Source organism: Kitasatospora sp. NPDC003701, assembly GCF_053587085.1.
The window spans coordinates 38,154-58,588 of record NZ_JBSFNM010000045.1 but is presented as its reverse complement, the minus strand read 5'-3'; the positions used below and the strand labels follow the sequence as shown (position 1 = coordinate 58,588).

General features: G+C 73.5%; 17 protein-coding genes and 1 riboswitch. Of the genes, 11 read left to right on the top strand and 6 right to left on the bottom strand.

What is annotated here, in order from left to right; all coding sequences use genetic code 11:
- Window positions 1-151: 151 nt before the first annotated feature.
- Window positions 152-544 carry a very short patch repair endonuclease gene (locus tag ACWDRR_RS31595; RefSeq protein ID WP_449775695.1) on the top strand — a complete coding sequence of 131 codons (393 nt, stop codon included), beginning with the start codon at window positions 152-154 and terminating at the stop codon, window positions 542-544.
- A 185-nt stretch (window positions 545-729) separates the two neighbouring features.
- On the opposite strand, the gene ACWDRR_RS31590 is transcribed toward ACWDRR_RS31595, so the two are convergent.
- A complete protein-coding gene (locus ACWDRR_RS31590) occupies window positions 730-1,722 on the bottom strand; it encodes a class I SAM-dependent methyltransferase (protein ID WP_449775677.1) in 993 nt (330 codons plus the stop codon).
- Between the two features lie 448 nt (window positions 1,723-2,170).
- On the opposite strand from ACWDRR_RS31590, the gene ACWDRR_RS31585 reads away from it, so the two are divergent.
- Together ACWDRR_RS31585 and ACWDRR_RS31580 are read left to right on the top strand one after the other, a co-directional pair.
- Window positions 2,171-2,680, top strand: coding sequence for a DUF6624 domain-containing protein (locus ACWDRR_RS31585; protein WP_449775676.1), 510 nt, complete (start codon window positions 2,171-2,173; stop codon window positions 2,678-2,680).
- Window positions 2,681-2,911: 231 nt separating this feature from the next.
- A complete protein-coding gene (locus ACWDRR_RS31580) occupies window positions 2,912-4,351 on the top strand; it encodes an aldehyde dehydrogenase family protein (RefSeq protein ID WP_449775675.1) in 1,440 nt (479 codons plus the stop codon).
- Window positions 4,352-4,420: 69 nt separating this feature from the next.
- On the opposite strand, the gene ACWDRR_RS31575 is transcribed toward ACWDRR_RS31580, so the two are convergent.
- The gene (locus ACWDRR_RS31575; protein ID WP_449775694.1) at window positions 4,421-5,878 is read right to left on the bottom strand and encodes a glycine hydroxymethyltransferase; all 1,458 of its coding nucleotides are present in this window, start codon (window positions 5,876-5,878) and stop codon (window positions 4,421-4,423) included.
- Between the two features lie 89 nt (window positions 5,879-5,967).
- Window positions 5,968-6,064, bottom strand: a riboswitch (ZMP/ZTP riboswitch).
- A gap of 295 nt (window positions 6,065-6,359) precedes the next feature.
- On the opposite strand from ACWDRR_RS31575, the gene ACWDRR_RS31570 reads away from it, so the two are divergent.
- The 5 genes from ACWDRR_RS31570 (at window position 6,360) to ACWDRR_RS31550 (ending at window position 12,665) form a co-directional block, all read left to right on the top strand.
- Window positions 6,360-7,433, top strand: coding sequence for an ABC transporter permease (locus ACWDRR_RS31570; RefSeq protein WP_449775674.1), 1,074 nt, complete (start codon window positions 6,360-6,362; stop codon window positions 7,431-7,433).
- Between the two features lie 85 nt (window positions 7,434-7,518).
- Window positions 7,519-9,273, top strand: a complete 1,755-nt coding sequence (locus ACWDRR_RS31565; RefSeq protein WP_449775673.1) for an ABC transporter substrate-binding protein — start codon at window positions 7,519-7,521, stop codon at window positions 9,271-9,273.
- Window positions 9,274-9,379: 106 nt separating this feature from the next.
- Entirely contained in the window at window positions 9,380-10,372 is a 993-nt protein-coding gene (locus ACWDRR_RS31560; protein WP_449775672.1) for an ABC transporter permease, read from the top strand.
- Between the two features lie 19 nt (window positions 10,373-10,391).
- Window positions 10,392-12,053, top strand: coding sequence for a dipeptide ABC transporter ATP-binding protein (locus ACWDRR_RS31555; RefSeq protein WP_449775671.1), 1,662 nt, complete (start codon window positions 10,392-10,394; stop codon window positions 12,051-12,053).
- An 87-nt stretch (window positions 12,054-12,140) separates the two neighbouring features.
- A complete protein-coding gene (locus ACWDRR_RS31550; RefSeq protein ID WP_449775670.1) occupies window positions 12,141-12,665 on the top strand; it encodes a hypothetical protein in 525 nt (174 codons plus the stop codon).
- Between the two features lie 112 nt (window positions 12,666-12,777).
- Here ACWDRR_RS31550 and ACWDRR_RS31545 read toward each other — a convergent pair whose 3' ends face one another.
- Window positions 12,778-14,145, bottom strand: a complete 1,368-nt coding sequence (locus ACWDRR_RS31545) for an aspartate aminotransferase family protein (RefSeq protein WP_449775669.1) — start codon at window positions 14,143-14,145, stop codon at window positions 12,778-12,780.
- Window positions 14,146-14,382: 237 nt separating this feature from the next.
- On the opposite strand from ACWDRR_RS31545, the gene ACWDRR_RS31540 reads away from it, so the two are divergent.
- Window positions 14,383-15,132 carry an SDR family oxidoreductase gene (locus tag ACWDRR_RS31540; RefSeq protein ID WP_449775668.1) on the top strand — a complete coding sequence of 250 codons (750 nt, stop codon included), beginning with the start codon at window positions 14,383-14,385 and terminating at the stop codon, window positions 15,130-15,132.
- Here ACWDRR_RS31540 and ACWDRR_RS31535 read toward each other — a convergent pair.
- Window positions 15,129-15,749 carry a DUF6309 family protein gene (locus tag ACWDRR_RS31535; RefSeq protein WP_449775667.1) on the bottom strand — a complete coding sequence of 207 codons (621 nt, stop codon included), beginning with the start codon at window positions 15,747-15,749 and terminating at the stop codon, window positions 15,129-15,131. The two genes, ACWDRR_RS31540 and ACWDRR_RS31535, sit on opposite strands and share 4 nt — an antisense overlap.
- A 106-nt stretch (window positions 15,750-15,855) precedes the next feature.
- Window positions 15,856-16,647: a phytanoyl-CoA dioxygenase family protein gene (locus ACWDRR_RS31530; RefSeq protein WP_449775666.1), complete on the bottom strand. Its 792-nt coding sequence runs from the start codon at window positions 16,645-16,647 to the stop codon at window positions 15,856-15,858.
- A 691-nt stretch (window positions 16,648-17,338) separates the two neighbouring features.
- On the opposite strand from ACWDRR_RS31530, the gene ACWDRR_RS31525 reads away from it, so the two are divergent.
- The gene (locus ACWDRR_RS31525; protein ID WP_449775665.1) at window positions 17,339-18,409 is read left to right on the top strand and encodes a PhlD; all 1,071 of its coding nucleotides are present in this window, start codon (window positions 17,339-17,341) and stop codon (window positions 18,407-18,409) included.
- 255 nt (window positions 18,410-18,664) lie between these two features.
- On the opposite strand, the gene ACWDRR_RS31520 is transcribed toward ACWDRR_RS31525, so the two are convergent.
- A complete protein-coding gene (locus tag ACWDRR_RS31520) occupies window positions 18,665-19,654 on the bottom strand; it encodes an EamA family transporter (RefSeq protein ID WP_449775664.1) in 990 nt (329 codons plus the stop codon).
- A 169-nt stretch (window positions 19,655-19,823) separates the two neighbouring features.
- Between ACWDRR_RS31520 and ACWDRR_RS31515 the strand changes: the two genes are divergently transcribed.
- On the top strand, window positions 19,824-20,420 hold the full coding sequence (locus ACWDRR_RS31515) for a gamma-glutamylcyclotransferase family protein (protein WP_449775663.1): 597 nt from the start codon (window positions 19,824-19,826) through the stop codon (window positions 20,418-20,420).
- Window positions 20,421-20,435 lie beyond the last annotated feature (15 nt).

The following is a 20,435-nucleotide window of genomic DNA, read 5'->3' as shown; positions in this document are numbered from 1 at the left end:
CCGAGCCATCGGCGCGCCCCTGCCGCGTCCGCGTCCCTGCGGGGGCGTTCGCGGGCCCGGGTGCGCCGCTCGGGTGTCGATCCTCCCAGTGCGGTGCGAAATACTGGATCACATGCCGCCCGCCGCCTCCTCCCTCTCCGTCGCGTCCCGCATGAGCCGCCAGGCCTCACGCGACACCGCCCAGGAAGTGGCCGTGCGGCGCCTTCTGTTCGGGTGGGGGCTGCGCTACCGGAAGAACGCCCCCGTGCCCGGAATGCCGCGGCGCACCGTCGACATCCTGTTCAGCGGTCCGCGGATAGCGGTGTTCCTCGACGGCTGCTTCTGGCACGGGTGTCCGGACCACGCGACCAGCCCCAAGGCCAATGCCGAGTGGTGGCGCAGCAAGCTGGACAAGAACATGGCGCGCGACCTGGAGACCACCGAGCACCTGACCGCCGAGGGGTGGACCGTCCTGAGGTTCTGGGAGCACGAGTCGGCCGACCGGGTCGCGGTCTCGGTCTACGGCCGGGTCCGCCCGGGACAGGCCCCGGCCGAGCGCCCCTGACCTCCGACGGGCGACCTCGGCATTCCGCGGACGCCCCCGGGCCCTGCCTCGGCATCCTGGGGCCCTGCGTCGGCACCCCCGGGCCTTGCGTCGGCACTGACAGCGGGCCGCCGGCGTCGGCCCGGGCAGCGCGCGGCACCCACCGGCCGGCTCGGCGCCCGTCGCGGGTGGTCAGCCGCGGGTGGTCAGCCGCGGCGGGCGCGGCGGATGGCGGAGGTGACCACCGGTGGGAGCAGGTCTCCGGCGACGCGCTTGGCCACGTTGGCCGGGCGGCGGCGTTCGGCGGCCCGGGCACGGCGGACGGCGAGGTCGACATCGGCCTCCTGCTGCGCGCGCAGCGCCTCCGCCGTCGCCTGTTCGGCCTCCCGCCGGGCGGCCTCGGCGACCAGCCGGTCGCGGTGGCGCGAGGGCCGGAACGGCGCGATGCCTTCGGAGCTGCCGCCGATCCGCACCAGCCGCCGCCCGTTCAGGGTCTCGACGGCGAGCCGGCAGCCCTCGGCCAGGCCGACCCGGTCCAGCAGGTCCTGCTGGGCGGGTTCCGGATCGCCCCAGGTGGCGTAGAACTTGCTCTCGGTCAGCACGATCGGGGTGAGGCCGTGGTTGAACACCGCCTCCCAGGTGGCGGCGGCGACGCCGGGCGTGTGGGCGGAGCGGTAGTCGTCCAGGACCACCACGCCCTGCGGTTGCAGCGCCGCCCGGGCCACCCGGAGGTCGTCCACCACGTGCTCGTACAGGTGCGAGGCGTCGATGTGGATGAAGCGGAACGCGCCGGCCGGGAGGCGCCCGTCGGCGAGCACCGAGGTGGGCGCCTGGATGATCTCCGGCAGCGCGTCGTGGAAGGCGAGGTAGTTGGACTCGAACGCCCTCCGGGTCAGCGACTTCCGGTAGGACATGGACATCTCGGCGGCGTTCTCGTCGTCCGGGGCGTCCGAGTCGAACAGGTCGCAGACCGTGAAGGTCTCGCTGGGCTGCCGGTGGCCGCCGATCACGATCGCGCTGCGCCCCAGGTAGGCGCCCATCTCCAGCAGGTCACCGGTGACGCCGGCCCGCTCCTGGCGGTCGAGGAACCACTCGAAGAGATGACGGTCGTGGTCCCAGAACCAGCCGGGGACGTCATCGAGCAGGGCCGGCTCGGTGGGCCGGAACTGCTGCTCGGCGCTCAACGCGGCGTCGGTCACGAGGTTGCTCCTAACACGGTGCGGACGACCACTGGGAACGAGCTCCGGCGCGGACACGCGCGGCACGGGGTGCACGAGCCGGCGACGGAGGTCACCGCCCGGCGCTCCGGAGCAGCCTGCGGACCGGCGTGGACGGACGCCGGTCGAACCCGCTGCCCACGGTAGTCACGCGCGCCGGAGTGCGCCGCAATCTACCTCCCGCTGTCCGGAGTTGAGGAGATGTCGCGCAGGTGTTTTCGTCCGATGCGCGATTCTGAGCACTCGGGGAGACAGCGGCCCGGGAAGGCCGGTTCGTCCATACTGCCGCCCGCCCGCCCGGTTTGTCACCATCCGGCGGAATGATCTTCGTAGCCGGCTCACGCGCCTACCGTTGTCCCGGGCGGCCCCGGACCGGCGGCCGCGAACCGGGCGGCCCCGGACCGGCGGCCGCGGACGACGGGAGCGGAGCATGACCACCACGGCAGGACGAGCGCTGACCGCGGAGCTGCTGGGGATGATGGCCGAGGACCAGGCGGCCACCCGTCTCGCCAACAGCGCCGACCTCGCGGAACAGGCGGCCTGGCGGCGGCTGACCGCACGGCACGGCGACCGGCTCGGCGCGATCATGGCCGAGCACGGCTGGCCGGCCGAGCCCCTGGTCGGCGCGGAGGCCGCCCGGGCCGCCTGGCTGATCGCGCAGCACGCCGACCGCCAACTCGACGTGCAGCGCCGGGCGGTGGAGCTGATGGCGGCGGCGGTGGCGGACGGCGCGGCGAGCGCGCGGGACCTGGCCTTCCTGGCCGACCGGCTGGCCGTCAACGAGGGGCGGGAGCAGCGGTACGGCACCCAGATCGGCGCGGTGGCGGACGGACGACCGGTGCCGTGGCCGTGCGAGGAGCCGGAGCGGCTGGACGAACGGCGGGCGGCCGTCGGCATCGAGCCCTTCGACGCGTACACCGCGCGGTTCGCACCGCACTGAGCGGTCGCCGGACGGCCCGGCGGCCCGGCGGGGCACCGGGCGGGGCGCGGGGGCGCGGGCGTGATCGGCCGGGGGCGTGAACCGGCGTGCGTCGGGGGCGTGGTGGTCCAAAGGGATCCGGCTCTTGCGCCGGGCCGCCCGGGCGAACTTGACTGGCCCTTTGGCCAGCAACCGACTGGCAACTGACCAGCGACGCTCGCAGAGCGGACGATCGGACGAGAGGACCACCCGGTGCAGCAGGACGCGGAGCACGGCACCCAGTACGGCGACCAGTACATCGACGGCGAATGGCGGCCCTCCCTGGACGGCGGGTCGATCCCGGTACTGAACCCGGCGACCGAAGAGGTGCTCGCCACCGTCCCCGCCGGCGGCACGGCCGACGTGGCCGCCGCCGTGGCCGCCGCCCGACGGGCGGCCCGGAGCTGGGCCGCCACCACCCGCGAGGAGCGGCTCGCGCCGCTCACCCGGCTGCGGGACGGCCTGGCCGGCTGCCAGGAGGAGATAGCCGCCACCGTGGTCGCCGAGCTGGGCGCCCCGATCGGCTTCGCGACCGCCGTGCACGCCGGCCTGCCGCTGGCCGTCGCCGGCTCGTACCTCTCGCTGCTCGCCGAGTACCCCTTCGAGGAGCGGATCGGCAACTCGGTGGTGCTCGCCGAGCCGGCCGGGGTGGTCGCGGCGATCACCCCGTGGAACTACCCGCTGCACCAGATCGTGGCCAAGGTCGTGCCCGCCCTGGCCGCCGGCTGCCCGGTGGTGCTCAAGCCCGCCGAGGACACCCCGCTGGTCGCCCGGCTGTTCGCGCGGCTGGTGCACGAGGCCGGCTTCCCCGCCGGGGTGTTCAACCTGGTGACCGGTACCGGCGCGGCGGCGGGTGCGGCGCTGGTCGGGCACCCGGAGGTGGACGTGGTCTCGTTCACCGGCTCCACCGCCGTCGGCCGGACCGTCGCCGAGACCGCCGGTCGGGGCATCAAGCGGGTGGCGCTGGAGCTGGGCGGCAAGTCGGCCAACGTGGTGCTGCCCGGCGCCGACCTGACCCGTGCGGTGAACGCCAACATCGCCAACGTCTTCGCCAACTCCGGCCAGACGTGCAGTGCCTGGACCAGGCTGCTGGTGCACCAGGACCAGTACGAGGAGGCGGTCACGCTCGCCGCGAAGGCCGCCGCCAAGTACCTCCCGGGCGATCCGGCCGATCCGCAGACCCGGGTCGGGCCGGTGGTCAGCGCCCGGCAGCGGGAGCGGGTGCGCGGCTACATCACCGGCGCGCTCGCCGAGGGCGCCCGTCTGGTCGTCGGCGGCGCGGACGCCCCGGCGGGCCTGGACACCGGCTTCTACGTCCAGCCGACCGTACTCGCCGATGTCACCCATGACATGACGGTGGCTCAGGAGGAGGTCTTCGGACCGGTACTGGCCGTGCTGGCCTACCGCGACGAGGAGCACGCCGCCGAACTGGCCAACGGCACCGAGTACGGCCTGGCCGGCGGCGTCTGGGCGGCGGACACCGACACCGCCGCCGCCTTCGCCCGCCGTCTCGACACCGGCCAGGTCGACCTCAACGGCGGCCGCTTCAACCCGCTCGCCCCGTTCGGTGGTTACAAGAACTCGGGGCTCGGCCGTGAGCTGGGCCGCCACGGCCTGGAGGAGTTCCTGCAGCGCAAGTCCCTGCAGTACTGAGGCAGTACGGCCGACGTGCGTGGGGAGCCCGGTGGTTCCGGGCCCCCACGCGCATCGGCCGCGCGGGCGTCAGACCAGGTCGACACCCGGGTAGAGCGGGAAGCCCGCGAGCAGGTCGGCGGCGCGCTTGGCGACGCCCTCCGCGAGGGCGCCGTCCAGGGCGTACTGGGCCTTGGAGGGGGCGCCGGCGGCGGTGGTGACGGGGGCCGTGCCGCGCAGGACGGTGTCGATCAGGGCCGCGACCTCGTCCATCTCGGCGACACCCAGGCCCCGGGTGGTCAGCGCGGGGGTGCCGAGCCGGACGCCGGAGGTGTACCAGGCGCCGTTCGGGTCCCGCGGGACGGCGTTGCGGTTGGTGACGATGCCGGAGTCCAGCAGCGCCGCCTCGGCCTGACGGCCCGTCAGGCCGTAGCCGGAGACGTCGGCGAGCACCAGGTGGTTGTCGGTGCCGCCGGTGACCAGCGTGCCGCCGCGGCGCAGCAGGCCCTCGGCGAGGGCCTGCGCGTTGTCGACCACGCGCCGGGCGTACGTCCGGAACTCGGGGCGGCGGGCCTCGGCGAAGGCGACCGCCTTGGCGGCCATCACGTGCGAGAGCGGGCCGCCGAGCACCAGCGGGCAGCCGCGGTCGACGTGTTCGGCCAGCTCGGAGGTGCAGAGCACCATGCCACCGCGCGGGCCGCGCAGCGACTTGTGGGTGGTGGTGGTGACGATGTGGGCGTGCGGCACGGGATCGTGGTCGCCGGTGAGCACCTTGCCCGCGACCAGGCCGGCGAAGTGCGCCATGTCGACCATCAGGGTCGCGCCGACCTCGTCCGCGATCTCGCGCATCGTACGGAAGTTGACCAGCCGCGGGTACGCGGAGTAGCCGGCCACCAGGATCAGCGGGCGGAACTCGCGGGCGGTGGCGCGCAGCGCGTCGTAGTCGATCAGGCCGGTGACCGGGTCGGTGCCGTAGCTGCGCTGCTCGAACATCTTGCCGGAGATGTTCGGCCGGAAGCCGTGGGTCAGGTGGCCGCCGGTGTCCAGGGACATGCCGAGCATCCGCTGGTTGCCGAGCTCGCGGCGCAGCTCGGCCCAGTCCTGCTCGGTGAGGTCGTTGACGTTGCGGACCTCGGCGCGCTTCAGGGCGGGGCTCTCGACGCGCTGGGAGAGGACGGCCCAGAAGGCGGTCAGGTTGGCGTCGATGCCGGAGTGCGGCTGGACGTAGGCGTGGTCGGCGCCGAAGAGCGCGCGGGCGTGCTCGGCGGCGATCGTCTCGACGGTGTCGACGTTGCGGCAGCCCGCGTAGAAGCGGCGGCCGGCGGTGCCCTCGGCGTACTTGTCGCTGAGCCAGTTGCCCATCGCGAGCAGGACGGCCGGGGAGGCGTAGTTCTCGCTGGCGATGAGCTTGAGCGAGGCGCGCTGGTCCTCGATCTCCTGGCCGATGGCGGCGGCGATCCGGGGCTCCACCTCGCGGACGACGTCGAGGGCGCTGCGGAAGGCGGTGTTGGCGGTGGCGCTCGCGGCGGTGTGCGGCGCGGCGGGCACGGCAGGGGTGGCGGGCACGGCGGGCGTGACGGGCACGGCGGGCGTGGCGGGCGTGGCCAAGGCGGTCTCCTCGTGACAGGCGGACGAGTACGGACGGCCCAGGCGCTCGGCAACATGGCGTGCGGGTGCACGGAGCCGCTTCCCGATGGTCGATTCCATCCGTGCGCGCCAGTCGCGGCTCACCGGGATCGTATCAATGCGCCGGCGGGTGTGGCGGAGATCTCAGAATGCGGGACAGGCCGCCGTCTTTGCCCCGGTATGCCCGTTCTTCTGCAACGGCAGTATTGCAGCGGAATGAAGCCGTCACAATCCCCGAAACATTGCGCCCGAACTGCGCCGGGAATGATTTGCGAAAGTCCGGCGGTGTCCGATCTGATGGCGTTCGGCAGGTCACCGGGAAACCCCCGCGGGCCGGTCCGGAAATGCACACCAGCGCACCCTCACCCACGGGGCGGCGGAGAATTCGGGGAGTACGCCTCTCATGGCAGCGGTCGACACAGTCACAGAGCCCTCCGGAGCCGATGCCGCCGGGACGGCGACCTCCGGGGGAGCGACCCCGGAGGAGACGCCCGCCGAAGGGCCGCCCGGGGAGGCGCCCGCCGAGGGCGCGCCGACCGCCGCACCGGCGCCGGCCCCGCAGAGCCTGCTGCGCCGGATCCGCCGCGACCGGGTCGGCACCGCCGCCCTCGTGGTCGTCCTGCTCTTCCTGCTGCTCGCCGCCGCCGCCCCGCTGATCGCCGCCCTGTACGGCAGGAACCCGGTCGAGCACTACGGCCAGAACACGCCCGGCCTGCTCAGCGACGGTGGGCTGCCGATGGCGCCGAACGGCGGGATCTCCGGAGACTTCTGGTTCGGCCTGGAGCCCGGGCTCGGCCGGGACGTCCTCACCCAGCTGCTCTACGGCATCCGGACCTCGCTGCTGATCGCCTTCGCCTCGGCCACCGTCACCACCGCGCTCGGGGTGCTCGCCGGTGTCGCGGTGGGCTACCTCGGCGGGCTCGCCGACCGGCTCTTCGGCTTCCTCTCCAACGTGCTGCTGGCCTTCCCGACGCTGCTCCTGCTGCTCGCGCTGAGCCCCGTCATCCAGTCCCGGCTGGTCGATCCCGGCACCGCGGAACCCGAGTGGATGCAGTTCCTGGTCCTGATCCTGGTGTTCTCCGCGTTCGGCTGGATTCCGCTCGCACTTTCCCTCCGGGCTTCCGTGCGGTCACTTCGGGAAAGGGATTTCGTGCAGTCCGCCCGGGCGCTCGGCGCGAGCGGATTCCATATCGTGTTCCGTGAACTCCTGCCGAATGTCCGGGCGCAGCTCCTGGTGCACGCGACGATGGCGGTGCCGACCTTCGTCGCCGCCGAGGCGGTGCTGTCCTTCCTCGGCGTCGGCATCAACGAGCCGGTCCCGGACTGGGGCCGCATGATCGCCCGCGGCTCCGAGGTCTTCCAGGCCGACCCGACGTACATGTTCTTCCCCGGTGTGGCGCTGCTGCTCTTCGTGCTCGCCTTCAACCTGCTCGGGGACGCCGTCCGGGACGCGCTCGACCCGCGCGCCGCCCGCTGAGCCACACACCCCCGCCCCACCGAGTACCACCTCCCCTCCTTCCTTTCACCTAGCCGCCCCGCCCCGGGGCAAGGAGAGATTCGCCATGCGCTGGATCAAACCGTCCCTCGCCGTCATCGCCACCGCGGTGCTGGCGACCTCCTGCTCGGCCGGCGCGGGCTCCACCTCCGGCGCCGGCACCGCGGCCGCCGCCAAGGAGACCTCGCCGCTCACCGCCGCGCTCGGCACCGAGAAGGAGAGCGCCGGCCCGGCCCCCGCCGTCCCCGGCGCCCGCCCGGGCGGCACCGTGAACGTCTACAACACCACCGACTTCCGCCACCTCGACCCGCAGAAGGTCTACGCGGGCGCCGCGTACAACACCTCGCTGCTCTGGGGCCGTCAGCTGACCCAGTACCAGGTGGTGGACGGCAAGGCCAAGCTGGTCGGCGACCTCGCCACCGACACCGGGACCTCCGCCGACGGCGGCCGCACCTGGACGTACAAGCTGAAGGAGGGCGTGGCCTGGGAGGACGGCCAGCCGATCACCTCCCAGCAGGTCAAGTACGGCATCGAGCGCTCCTTCGGCAAGGGCTACGAGGTCGGCCCGCCGTACTGGCCGCAGTGGCTCACCGGCGAGGCCAGCTACGACGACGCCCGCAAGAAGTACGGCGGCCCGCAGGACGGCGACCTCGCCGCGATCGAGACCCCGGACGACCGCACCCTCGTCCTGCACTTCCCGCAGCCGCAGGCCGACGTGCCGTACATGGCCGCGCAGTCCTCCTCCTCGCCGGTGCGCAAGGACAAGGACACCGGCACGGACTACGACCGGCTGCCGTTCTCCAGCGGCCCGTACCGGATCGCCGAGCACGTCCAGAACACCCGGCTGGTGCTGGAGCGCAACCCGCACTGGAAGGCGGAGACCGACCCGATCCGCAACCAGTACCCGGAGAAGTTCGTCTTCACCTTCGGCAAGGAGGCGCTCAACATCAACCAGGAGATCCTCTCCGGCCGGGACGGCGGCGCCGACGCCACCACGGTGGCCACCCCGCTCTCCCCCGAGCTCTACCAGACCGTCGACACCGACCCCAAGGCCAAGGACCTGGTGGTCTCCGGCCGCCAGGGCGCCTTCGTCACCCAGCTCGTGATCAACAACGAGCGGGTGCCGGACGTCGAGGTCCGCAAGGCGCTGCACCTCGCCTACCCGCGCCAGCAGGCGCGCCAGGTCCAGGGCGGCAGCCGGGTGGGCGAGCTGGCCAGCACGCTCAGCTCCCCCGCACTGGTCGACTGGCAGAAGTACGACCTGTACCCGGCCAAGCCGGAGGGCGACCCGGAGGCCGCCAAGCAGGAGCTCGCCAAGGCCAAGCAGCCGCCGGCCGCGCTGACCTACGCGTACGCCAACACGCCGAACGGGCAGCGGGTCGCCCAGGTGCTGGTCGAGGGCTTCGCCAAGGCCGGGATCACCATCGTGCCGAAGCCGATCGACGCCAAGGCGCTGCTGGACGAGGCGCACCGCGCCGACTCCCCGTACGACCTGTTCGAGGAGACCAGCTCGGTCGACTGGCCGACGCCGTCCACGCTGATCCCGTTCTCCTTCGACGGCCGGGCCAACAGCGACCTGAACTCCGCCCGCTACCACAACGCCGAGGTGGACAAGGAGATCGACCGGATCAACCAGATCGGCGAGCCGCGCGCCAAGGCCACGGAGCTGTACGCGCTGGAGCGGACCGTGATGAAGGACGTGCCGGTGCTGCCCTTCGCCTACCCGACCGTGAACCAGCTGCGCGGCAGCAACGTCGGCGGTGCGTTCGTCCACCCGATCTACGGCTCGGTCGGCCTGGCCTGGCTCTACCTCAAGTCCTGACGCCCCGATCTCTCCGGTGGCCCGGCCCGTGCTGCGGGCCGGGCCACCGGGCCCCTCCCCCGCTCCTCCGCCCCTGTCCCGCCCCCTCCTCGACCCCGGACCGGCCATGCTCTCCTTCGCCCTGCGGCGGACCCTCCAGGCCCTCGCCGTCCTGGTCGCGGTCTCCGCCGCCGCCTTCGCCCTCTTCTACGCCGCCCCCGCCGACCCGGCCCGCGCGGCCTGCGGCCCGCGCTGCGACTCCGGCCAGGTCGCGTCCGTCCGCCAGAGCATGGGCCTGGACCAGCCGCTGCTCACCCAGTACACCGACTACCTCGCGGGGGTGGTGGCCGGGCGGGACATCAGCGACGTCGACGGCTCGGTCATCCACTGCGACGCGCCCTGCCTCGGCTACTCCTACCGGCTCCACCAGCCCGTCACCGAGGCCCTGGTCGACCACCTGCCGGTGACCTTCTCGCTCACCGCGGGCGCGCTCGCCGTCCTGATCCTGCTGGGCCTCGGCACCGGCTTCGTCTCCGCCCTGCGCCACGGGACCAGGACGGACCGGCTGCTCTCCGGCTTCACCCTGGTCGGCGCCAGCGTGCAGATCTACTTCCTCGGGTACGTCGCCCAGTGGGCGCTGGTCTACTCGACCGGCCTGCTGCCGCTGCCCTCCTACACCCCGCCGGCCGAGGACCCGGCCGCCTGGGCGGGCGGGATGCTGCTGCCCTGGCTCGTCCTCGGCTTCGTCAACTCGGCCGTCTTCGCCCGGCTCTCGCGCTCCCAGCTGCTGGAGACGATGAACGAGGAGTACGTCCGCACCGCGCGCGGCAAGGGCCTCGGCCGGCTGCGCACCCACCTCAAGTACACCTCGCGCGGCGCCGCCGGCCCGCTGGTGCAGCTGCTCGGTCTGGAGGCCGGCGCGCTGCTCGGCGGCGCGGTGATCACCGAGACGGTGTTCGGGCTGAACGGCGTCGGCACCTTCGCCGCCGAGGCCGTCTCCGGGCAGGACCTGCCCGCCGTGGTCGGCGCCGTGCTGCTCGCCGCCTGCTTCGTGGTGCTGTTCGTCGCCCTGGCCGACCTCGCGGTGGCCTGGCTCGATCCGCGCATCCGCCTCAGCTGACCCCCTCTGGAGTGTTCCGATGACCCCCTCCACCGAAGCGGTGCTCAGCGTCCGCGACCTGTCCGTCTCCTTCGCCGACCCGCGCGGCGGCGCTCCCGTGCAGGCCGTCCGCGGCCTCTCCTTCGACCTCGCCCGGGGCGAAGTCCTCGGCCTGGTCGGCGAGTCCGGCTCCGGCAAGTCCGCGACCGGCCTCGCCGTGCTCGGCCTGCACGACCCGCGCACCACCACCGTCACCGGCTCGATCCGGCTCGGCGGCCGGGAGCTGGTCGGCGCGGACGAGGGCGTGCTGCGCGAGGTGCGCGGCGGCCGGGTCGCCCTGGTCTTCCAGGACGCGCTCACCTCGCTCAGCCCGTTCCACGGCGTGGGTGCGCAGCTGGCCGAGATGTACCGGCTGCACCACCCCGGCGCCGGTCGCGCCGAGGCCCGGCGGCGGGCCGCCGCCATGCTGGACCGGGTCGGCATCCCGGCCGCCCGGGTCCGCGACTACCCGCACCTCTTCTCGGGCGGCATGCGCCAGCGGGTGATGATCGCCATGGCGCTGATGAACGACCCCGACGTGCTGATCGCCGACGAGCCGACCACCGCGCTGGACGCCCGCGTCCAGCGGCAGGTCCTCGACCTGCTGGGCGAGTTGCAGCGCGAGCACGGCACGGCGGTGCTGCTGGTCAGCCACGACCTCGGCGTGGTGGCCGGGACGACCGACCGGACGCTGGTGCTGCGCGCCGGCGAGCAGGTGGAGTCGGCGCCGACCGCCGAACTGCTGGCCGCGCCGCAACAGCCCTACACCCGGGCGCTGGTGGGGGCCGCGCTCACCAACGAGACGGTGCCGGGCACGCCGCTGGCGACCGTGGACGACCCGTCGCCGTCGTTCGCCTTCGCGCCGCGGCCGACCGCCGCCCCCGAGCGCTGGCTGGTCGAGGTCGAGGACCTCGCCGTCCGCTTCCCCGGGCGCCGGCTCCTGACCGGCCGGCGCGCCGAGCCCGTCCGCGCGGTCGAGGGCGTGAGCCTGCGGATCGCCCCCGGCGAGACACTGGGCCTGGTCGGCGAGTCCGGCTCCGGCAAGTCCACCACCTCCCGCGTGCTGGCCGGCCTCCAGCCCGTGAGCGCCGGCCGGGTGCGCTACGACGGCGTCGACGCCACCACCCCGGACCGGGCGCTGCGCCGGCGGCTCAGCCGGGAGATCCAGCTGGTCTTCCAGGACCCGTACGCCTCGCTCAACCCGCGCCGCACCGTCGCCCAGACCCTCGACACGCCGCTACGCCTGCACACCGCGCTCGGCCCGGCCGAACGGCGCGAGCGGTCCGCCGAGTTGCTGGAGCAGGTCGGCCTGCCGGCCGCGCACCTGGACCGCTACCCGCACGAGTTCTCCGGCGGCCAGCGCCAACGGATCGGCATCGCCCGGGCGCTCGCCCCCGAACCCCGGCTGATCATCGCCGACGAACCGGTCTCCGCCCTGGACGTCTCGGTCCAGGCCCAGGTGCTCAACCTGCTGATGGAGCTGCGCGAACGCCTGGGCGTCGCCTTCCTGTTCGTCTCGCACGACCTCGCCGTGGTGCGGCACTTCTGCGACCGCGTCGCGGTGATGCACGGCGGCCGGCTGGTCGAAGCCGCCGACCGCGACCGGCTGTTCAGCGCGCCGCACACCGACTACACCAGGGAGCTGCTCGCCGCCGCGCACTGAGGGTGTGTCGCCGCCCGCCCACTGCGCCGCTCCGCATACGATCGGCTACCGGCAGCGACTCCCGCCACCCCAGAGAAGGGGTTCCCGATGACCCTCGTCAGCCAAGCCGCCACCCTGCTCCAACTGTTGGGCCGGCTCCACCCCGAGGCCCTGGACGGCATCCGCCCGCACCTGCCCGTCCTCGGGCCGACCCGCCACGTCCACCTCGCGGCGCACAGCAGTGGACAGACCGACCTCAACCCGCAGCCGATCCCGCCCGGCGCCACCGAACTGCGGCTGGCCGTCGCCGGGACGGTCAACGCGGTGGCCAACGCGGCCATCACCGCACGCCTGTCCGGCGGGGACCCGCGCACCATCCTCACCGAGGTCGGGGACGACTGGTGCCCGACCCCGCCGGACCGGCGCATCCCGTGGCCCCGGCACTGGCCCTTCCCCTGGCCGCCCGGCGAGCCCTACCCGATCGACGCCGACTACGCCACGCCCGCCGTCCAGGCGCAGGCGGCGCTCGCCTTCCAGGCCTACGCCGCCGGGGTCGCGGACGAGGAGCTGGGCGGCGCCTTCGGCGACCTGGCGGAGCGGCTCGGCGAGGCGGCGATCGGGAACGCGGGCTGAGCCACCACGTGCCGGCGGCGTGAGGCCGTCGGGGCGGCGGCGTGAGGCCGTCGGGGCGGCGTCCACCCCGGAGCTCCGCCCCGACGGCTGCGTCGGGGCGGAGGCGCGGGCCTCAGCGGATCGTCGCGAACGCCTCGTCGACCGCCGCGCAGGTCGCCTCGACGTCGTCCTCGGTCACCGCCGCCGACACGAACCAGCAGGCCAGCCCGTACGCGTTGACATGGATGCCGCGTTCCACCAGGGCGTGCCGGAAGGCTCCGTAGCGCCCCTGGTCCAGCGTGAGGGTGTCGCGGTACTGCCTGGTCGGCGCGCCGTCGGCGGAGAACACCACCTGGAACATCGCGCCGACGCCCTGCACCGCGCACGGGACGCCGTGGTCGTGGGCGGCCCTGCGGACGGCGGTCATGATGCGCCGGCCGGCCGCGTCGATCCGGTCGGTGACCGCCGGGTCCGCGAGCCGGGTGAGCGTCACGAGCGCGGCGGTGGCGCAGAGCGGGGAGCCGTTGTACGTCCCGCCGTGCTTCACCCGGTTGGCGGCCACCTCGCCCATGATGTCGGCCCGGCCGGCGAAGGCCGCGATGGGCAGCCCCCCACCGAGCGCCTTGGAGTAGACGGCCAGGTCGGGAACGACACCGAACAGGGCCTGCGCGCCGCCCGGGCCGGTGCGGAAGCCCGTGCACACCTCGTCGAAGATCAGGACCAGGCCCCGCCTGGTGCACTCCTCGCGCAGGACCTCCAGGAAGCCCGGGGCCGGCATGGTGCAGGCGTTGTTGGCGACGATCGGCTCGCAGATCACCGCCGCGATCTCGCGCTGGTGCGCGTCCAGCACGGTGCGCAGCGCCTCGGGGTCGTTCCACGGGCAGACCAGCACGTCCTCGACCACGCCCGCCGGGATGCCCGGGGAGTGCGGCAGGGCCGCCGGCGCCTCGTAGGGGCCGACCTCGGCGGCGGTGGGCCGGTTGGAGATCGCCAGGGTGTCCACCCAACCGTGGTAGTGCCCCTCGAACTTGAGGATTCTGGACCGCCCGGCGAAGCCACGGGCCGCCCGGACCGCCCCCTGGATCGCCTCCGAGCCCGAGTTGGCGTACCGCACCAGATCGGCGCAGGGGACCATCCGCTGGATCTGCTCGGCCAGTTCGATCTCCGGCAGGTTGCAGGTGCCGAACATGGTGCCGGTCTGCAGGACGGCGCCCAGCGCCCCGGCGAGATCCGGGTCGGCGTGACCGAGGACGGCGCTGCCGTAGGAGATCAGGAAGTCCACGTACTCGTTGCCGTCGGCGTCCCAGATGTGCGCGCCGGAGCCGCGCTCGATGTACAGGGGGTACGGGTGCGGACCGGTGGAGGTGATCCGGGAGGACGAACTGACGCCGCCGGCCAGGGACTTCCCGGCCCGGTCGAACAGGGCCCGGCTGGTGTCCGTCCGGGGCCCCACCGGTGTGACGGTGTCCGGTACGGAGTCGAGGGTCTGTCGAGGATTCATCCGCTCGTCCTGTCGTAGTGGTTCGGTTGCGGGGTGGTTCGGATGCGTGGCGGTTCGGTTGCGGGGTGGTTCGGATACGCGGTGGTGGTCGTGCGGGCTCGGCGCTCGGCGCTCGGCGCTCGGCGCTCGGCGCTCGGCGCTCGGCGCTCGGCCGGATGGGCGCCCTTGACGACTGTCGCCGTCAACCCGAAAACTGATCGCTCGTCATGTTCTCGTCATATTGAGGGAGTTGTATTCGTGGTCGCGAAGATCTCGGTGGTGACGGGGGCGGGCAGCAACGTCGGGCGGGCCTGCGCGCTGGCGCTGGCGGCGGACGGCTGGTCGGTCGTCCTGGTCGGCCGGCGCAAGGACGCCCTGGAGGAGACCGCCCGGCTGGCCGGACCGTCCCTCGCCCACCGGCTGGTGCCGCTGCCCGCGGACATCACCGATCCCGCGGCCGTGCGCGAGCTGTTCGCCCAGATCGCGCTGCGCTTCGGCCGGCTCGACCTCCTGTTCAACAACGCGGCCGACACCATGCCCTACATCCCGACCGAGGACGTCGCCGCCGAGGACTGGGACCGGGTGCTCGGGTCCATCGCCACCGGCAGCTTCCTCTGTGCCCAGGCCGCGTACCGGATGATGAAGGAGCAGTCACCGCGCGGCGGTCGGATCATCAACAACGGCGCACCGTCGGCCCACGTCCCCCGCCCCGACTCGATCGCCTTCACCGCCGCGAAGCACGCGGTGGCCGGCCTGACCAAGTCGCTCTCCCTGGACGGGCGCCGGTACGACATCGCCTGCGGGCAGATCGACATCGGCAACGTGACGCCCGCCGACCGGGAGCAGCCCGCCGCCCGCCAGGCCGACGGCAGCCTCCGGGTCGAACCGACCATGGACGTCCGCCATGTCGCGGAAACCGTGGTGACGATGGCGGCGCTGCCGCTCGGCGTGAACATCCCGTCGGTCACGGTGATGCCGAGCGCCATGCCCTACGTCGGCCGTGGCTAGGCCCGGGCCGCTCGGCCCGCGGTGCCGGGCCCCGGACGCCCGCCCCCGGCCCGGGCGCGGTACCTGACCGTGCTCGGCGCCGGGGCGCCCCCGGCCACGACGGGCAGGCCCGCGACGTACGCCTCGACCTGGACGCCCGGGCCGAGCCGGCCGTACAGCTCCCAGGCGATCATGCGATGCAGCCCGTCGAGATGGGTGAGCCCGTCCGGTTGCCGCAGCCCCTGGTAGTCGGTGCTGTCGATGGCCGGGATGCTCAGGAAGACCGGGCTGAACGGCGCCTCGGCCTGGCGGCTCAGCTTGCGGCCGCAGGAGGGGTTCAGCCGGGCGTAGCCGGCACCGATCCGGCGCAGCCGCGCCGCCGCCTCGCCGACGGTCATCCCGGCGGTGGGGACGAGCTCCAGCTCGCCGCCCTCGCCGAGGTGCCAGGGCAGCACGGTGTCGAGCACCTCGGTGCGGTCCAGCAGGACCCTGCCCCAACTGCCGAACATCCCCTCGGCGGTGAGCAGATGCGCGTCGCCGTCGCTGTTGGAGTTGTCCTCGTGCTCCCGGTCCACCGGGTGGTCGCGGCGGTAGAGGCGGAGCACGGAGTCGAAATCGAGCCTGTCGAGAATGCGCATCGGCAGCGGATCCTTCGTCGTCGGGGCAGGGGCAGGGGCAGGTGGGAAGGCGGGAAGGAGCGGACGTGGGGCAGCGGGGAGCCGGGCGCGCAGGCGGGTGCGTCGTTCAGTTCGGCTTCACGTACTCCGCGAAGTGCCGCTCGGCGAACAGCTCGGGCCACTGCCCGCCGTCCAGTCCGAGCGCCCTCCCCCGGGCCAGCAGATGCCGCCAGTACGGCTTGACCGGCGGCCAGCTGACGCCGCACTGGCAGTACGAGCTGTCCACCATGTACCGCTCGCCGCGCCGGCCCGCGGGCGACGGGCGACGGGCGTGGAAGAGCGCCGAATGGAGGAGCACGGTGGAACCGGGCGGGAGTTCGTCGATCACCACCTCGCCGGGGATTTCGGCGGTGCCGAGATGCGCTCTGGCACGCTTTCCCGCGAGTTCCCGGTGCGAACCGGGGAGGATCGCGAGAGCGCCCACCGTCCGGTCCAGTCCGCCGAGATAGTGCAGGGCGTGGACCATGATTTTCGAACGATCCGCGTGCGGTCCCTGCTCGTAGTCGTGGTGCCATTCCTTGCCGGCCGACCCGGGAGCCTGGCGATTGCTGTGCATGTGGTGGAAGACGAAATCGGGACCGAGCAGTCGGGCGATTATCGAGAGCAGCGGGGGGTGGCCGACGAGTTCACCGTGGGCGGCCAGCTCTATCTCCAGGACGGCGGGAGTTCCGAATGACTCGGGATCGAGGCAGGCTGCGATCGAGCGGTCCCGGAGCCCGCTGTCCACCCACCGGTCGACCTCGGGTTCCAGCCGCTCGACCAGGTCTGCCGGCAGGAAAGCGGGAAGGACCAGATAGCCGAGCTCGAAGAACTGGGCGGCCTGGTCGGTATCGAGTGCAAGGGTGCTCTGATGGTCCATTCTCGGAACTCCAAGAGAGTTGTCGGTGCGGTCGGTCCGTCCGGTCACGGCCGTGTCGGCCGTTCGAGCGGATCCTGGAGGCTTCGTGCGACGACCGGTTGCAGAATCGCGTTACCTGGTGCTTCACCTGAATTCCACCGAACAGGTACTAGGAATATCCCGGCGCGGTCGGACTCATGCGGATTACCGGGACAATGACCGGATGTCTTCGCTCTGGCCGGGATCGACCAGGATCGGCCGGTCGTTCAGGAACAGTGGATTCCGCCCGAACGGCAGCGGAGGCCGAATCCGGCCGGGGCAAGGGAAATCGAGACGAATTCGCCGACGGGCGGCTCCGGGCGGGCCGCCGGGCCGGAGGCACCACCGGCCGGTCCCGCGCCGGACGGCGGCGCCGGCGCGGCCGCTCGTCCGCAGCCCCCCGACCGGGCAGACACTCTGAGTAACCGTTAGAGCGCCCTGCGCTGGACCGGATCGTCCGGGCCGACAGGCGCACGACTCCCCGTCAAGCCCACCGCCCGGCGGAAATCCCGGGGACGGACGGGTAGCGTGTGTACGTCAGTATCCGGGTGGGGGCTCCCGAGAGCGTCACGGTGCGTAACGACCTGTCGACGCACTCCGTGCGTCCGCCGCACGGGTGCCGGCTGCCTCGTCCGCCCGGACGCGGCACGGACCGCTCCGAGGACACCGCGACATGCCTACCCCGACCACCGCGTACGTCGGCCGACCGGCCCTGGTCGCGGGCCCCCACCTCGTCCGGGCCGAGCGGATCCGCGACGACATCCTCGCCCGCAACCCCGGCTACTCGCCCCGGCAGGCCCAGACCGTGCGGATGGCCCTGAGCAACCTGCCCGGCACCCGCCGGTACTTCCAGCCGTACGAGGTCGTCACCTCGCCCGACCGCACCGCCGCCGAGCGCAAGGCCACCACCATGGCCGACCTGCTGGCCGCCGCCGAGCAGGCCGCCGCCGAGGCGATGGCGAACGCGGGCGTGCACGCCGAGGACGTCGACTGCGTCGTCGTCAGCAGCGCGACCGGGGACGGGATGCCGGGGCTGGACATCCTCCTCCAGCAGCAGCTCGGACTCCGCCCGGACATCAGCCGCCGGCCGATGACGCAGCTGGCCTGCGCGGGGGGCGCGCACGTGCTGATCGCGGCTCAGGAGTACCTGGCCCGGAACCCCGCGGGCGTCGTCCTGGTGGTGGCCGGCGAGTCCCTCTCTTCGCTCTACCAGGACACCCAGACCTCGATCGAGGACCAGATCTACAAGGGACTCTGGGGGGACATGGTCGGCGCGGCCGTGGTCACCGGCGAGCAGCGCACGCCCGGGCTGCGCCTCGGCCACAGCCTCGAGTACACGATCCCCCTGACCACCGACCGGTACCGCAAGCTGACCGACGAGCGCGGCGACCACTTCGCCTCCACCCGGGCCTCGCTCCGCTCGGTCACCGACCTGGGGCCGGCCCTGCTCACCTGGCTGGACCGACACGGCGGCCGGGAGCTCGACTTCGGCGTCCTGCACCCAGGCGGGCCCGCGATCCTCGACAGGCTCGGCACGCTGCTCGGCGTGGACGAAGCCTTCCTCCGGCACTCCAAGGCGGTGCTCGCCGAGGAGGGCAACCTGGGTGGCGCGACGGTCTTCTCCGTCCTGTCCCGGACCCACCGGACACCCCCGGCCGCGGGTGCGCGCGGCCTCGTCTTCGGCCTCGGCCCGGGGGTCGCCCTCAGCGCGCTGCTGGTCAGCTGGGCCGGCTCGGCCGACTGAGCGCGCACCGCCCGGGTGCGTCCCGCCCGGGTGCTGCCGCCGTCGGGCCGGACCGCGGCGGAGCGGCGGGGCCGAGCGCCGGCCGAGGCCCGATCGCCGGCAGGTCTTCGATCATCGGCAGGACATCTAGCACCGACCGGGGACGATCCGATCGTTGACACGGGGTCGGGCATCGACCGATCTACGAGCCACAGCAGGGAATCGAGCAGTGACACGGCACCGAGCAGCGACAGGACGACGATGTCACCGCCGTACTCACCTGCGCGAAGGCTTGCGGGGCGCCCGCGCCGGCAGCCGGCCGACGCTCACCACCAGGCAGACGCCGACGACCACGATCGCCCCGCCCACCAGGGTGGGGCCGGTCAGCGGCTCGGCCAGCACCAGGGAGCCGAGCAGTACCGCCACCACGGGGTTCACATACGCGTAGGTGGCGACCAGGGTCAGCGGCGCGGACTGCAGCAACCAGGCGTACGCGGTGAAGCCGACCAGTGAGCCGACCACCACCAGGTAACCGAGCGCCAGCCAGGACCGGGTGGAAAAGGCGCCGAGGTCCAGCCCGTGCTGCTCACCGCGCGCCAGTCCGATCAGCACATTGCCCAGCCCACCGACGACCATCTGGTACGCGCTCGCCGCGAAGACGTTGCCCGGCATCGGGATCCGCTTGGCGGCGAACGAGCCGGCCGCCCAGGTCAGCGTGGCGCAGACGACCGCGATCACACCGGCCGGTGCGATGTCCCCGCCGATCGCGGGTGCGGAGAGCACCGCCAGACCGGCCAGCCCGAGCAGCACCCCGGCCAGCTCGACGGGCTTGGGCCGGTCACCGGTCGTCGCCGTGAGCAGCACCATCCAGAGCGGGACGACCGCCACCAGCAGGGCGGCCAGCCCGGACGGTATGGAGTTCTCGCCGAGCACGACCAGCCCGTTGCCGCCGGTCAGCAGCAGCAGTCCGACCAGCGCGGAGGAGCCGAACTGCCGCCGGTCCACCCGGAGTCCGGCGCGGCCCTGCCGGAACAGGACGAAGCCGCCGAGCAGCAGCCCGGCGACGACGAATCGCGCCCCGGCGGAGAGGAACGAGGGCATCGTCTCCAGGGCGATCCGGATCGCCAGATAGGTCGAGCCCCACACCACGTACACCACGGCGAGTGCCATCCAGACCGCGCTGCCGAGGCCCGCCGGACCGGGTACGGCGTCGGCGGGGATGCCGGCCGGGGCCGTGGCGGGCGTGCGCGAGACGGGAGCTGTCATGGGTGTCCCCCTTGGACGGTACTGGCGGTCATCCGCCATGACAGCGCATCAGCACACCCGCGCGCCAGTGGGTATCACCAGACGATCGCCGCAGCCCTCCTGGGCGCTCGGCGCAGGCGCTACGGTGGGCGCTCCCCCAGCCGGGAGGGACCGCGCACCAGGGGGCCACTTGTCCGACGCACCGCCCGCCGACCGTGACACCGCGCCGCCCGCCGACCGGTCCGACGCACCGCCCGCCGACCGTGACACCGCGCCGCCCGCCGACCGGTCCGACGCACCGCCCGCCGCCCTGCCGTTCTTCGTCTACGGCACGCTCCGCACCGGCGGCCGCAACCACGCCGTCCACCTGGCCGGGCGCTGCGCGGACGTCCGGCCCGCCGTGCTGGACGGCGCCGCGCTGCACGACGGCCCGGGCTTCCCGTACGCGGTACCGGACGCGACGCCCGGCCGGTGCATCGTCGGCGAGCTGGTCACCGTGCGCCCCGGCGCGTACGCCGCCGCGCTCGCCGCGCTCGACCACCTGGAGGACTGCCGGGCCGACGGCACCGGCGAGTACGTGCGCAGACGGCTGACCGTCCGTGCGAGGGCCGGGGGCGCCGAGGGCACCGAGGACACCGAGGGCAGCGGGACCGCCGAGGAGGCCTGGGTCTACCTGGCCGGACCGGCCGTCGCCGCCCGCCTGCACACCCGGCCGGCACTCGTCCCGTCCGGGGACTGGACCCGCCGCGACGCACCCGGGGCGGGCGACGACCGCCGGGCGGGCTGAGGACGCGGTGCCGCA

Excerpts from the sequence above, each read along its gene's own strand:
- ACWDRR_RS31595 (WP_449775695.1), top strand. The coding sequence starts at position 152 with ATGAGCCGCCAGGCCTCACGCGACACCGCCCAGGAAGTGGCCGTGCGG.
- ACWDRR_RS31585 (WP_449775676.1), top strand. The coding sequence starts at position 2,171 with ATGACCACCACGGCAGGACGAGCGCTGACCGCGGAGCTGCTGGGGATG.
- ACWDRR_RS31570 (WP_449775674.1), top strand. The coding sequence starts at position 6,360 with ATGGCAGCGGTCGACACAGTCACAGAGCCCTCCGGAGCCGATGCCGCC.
- ACWDRR_RS31565 (WP_449775673.1), top strand. The coding sequence starts at position 7,519 with ATGCGCTGGATCAAACCGTCCCTCGCCGTCATCGCCACCGCGGTGCTG.
- ACWDRR_RS31560 (WP_449775672.1), top strand. The coding sequence starts at position 9,380 with ATGCTCTCCTTCGCCCTGCGGCGGACCCTCCAGGCCCTCGCCGTCCTG.
- ACWDRR_RS31555 (WP_449775671.1), top strand. The coding sequence starts at position 10,392 with ATGACCCCCTCCACCGAAGCGGTGCTCAGCGTCCGCGACCTGTCCGTC.
- ACWDRR_RS31550 (WP_449775670.1), top strand. The coding sequence starts at position 12,141 with ATGACCCTCGTCAGCCAAGCCGCCACCCTGCTCCAACTGTTGGGCCGG.
- ACWDRR_RS31545 (WP_449775669.1), bottom strand. The coding sequence starts at position 14,145 with ATGAATCCTCGACAGACCCTCGACTCCGTACCGGACACCGTCACACCG.
- ACWDRR_RS31535 (WP_449775667.1), bottom strand. The coding sequence starts at position 15,749 with ATGCGCATTCTCGACAGGCTCGATTTCGACTCCGTGCTCCGCCTCTAC.
- ACWDRR_RS31530 (WP_449775666.1), bottom strand. The coding sequence starts at position 16,647 with ATGGACCATCAGAGCACCCTTGCACTCGATACCGACCAGGCCGCCCAG.
- ACWDRR_RS31525 (WP_449775665.1), top strand. The coding sequence starts at position 17,339 with ATGCCTACCCCGACCACCGCGTACGTCGGCCGACCGGCCCTGGTCGCG.
- ACWDRR_RS31520 (WP_449775664.1), bottom strand. The coding sequence starts at position 19,654 with ATGACAGCTCCCGTCTCGCGCACGCCCGCCACGGCCCCGGCCGGCATC.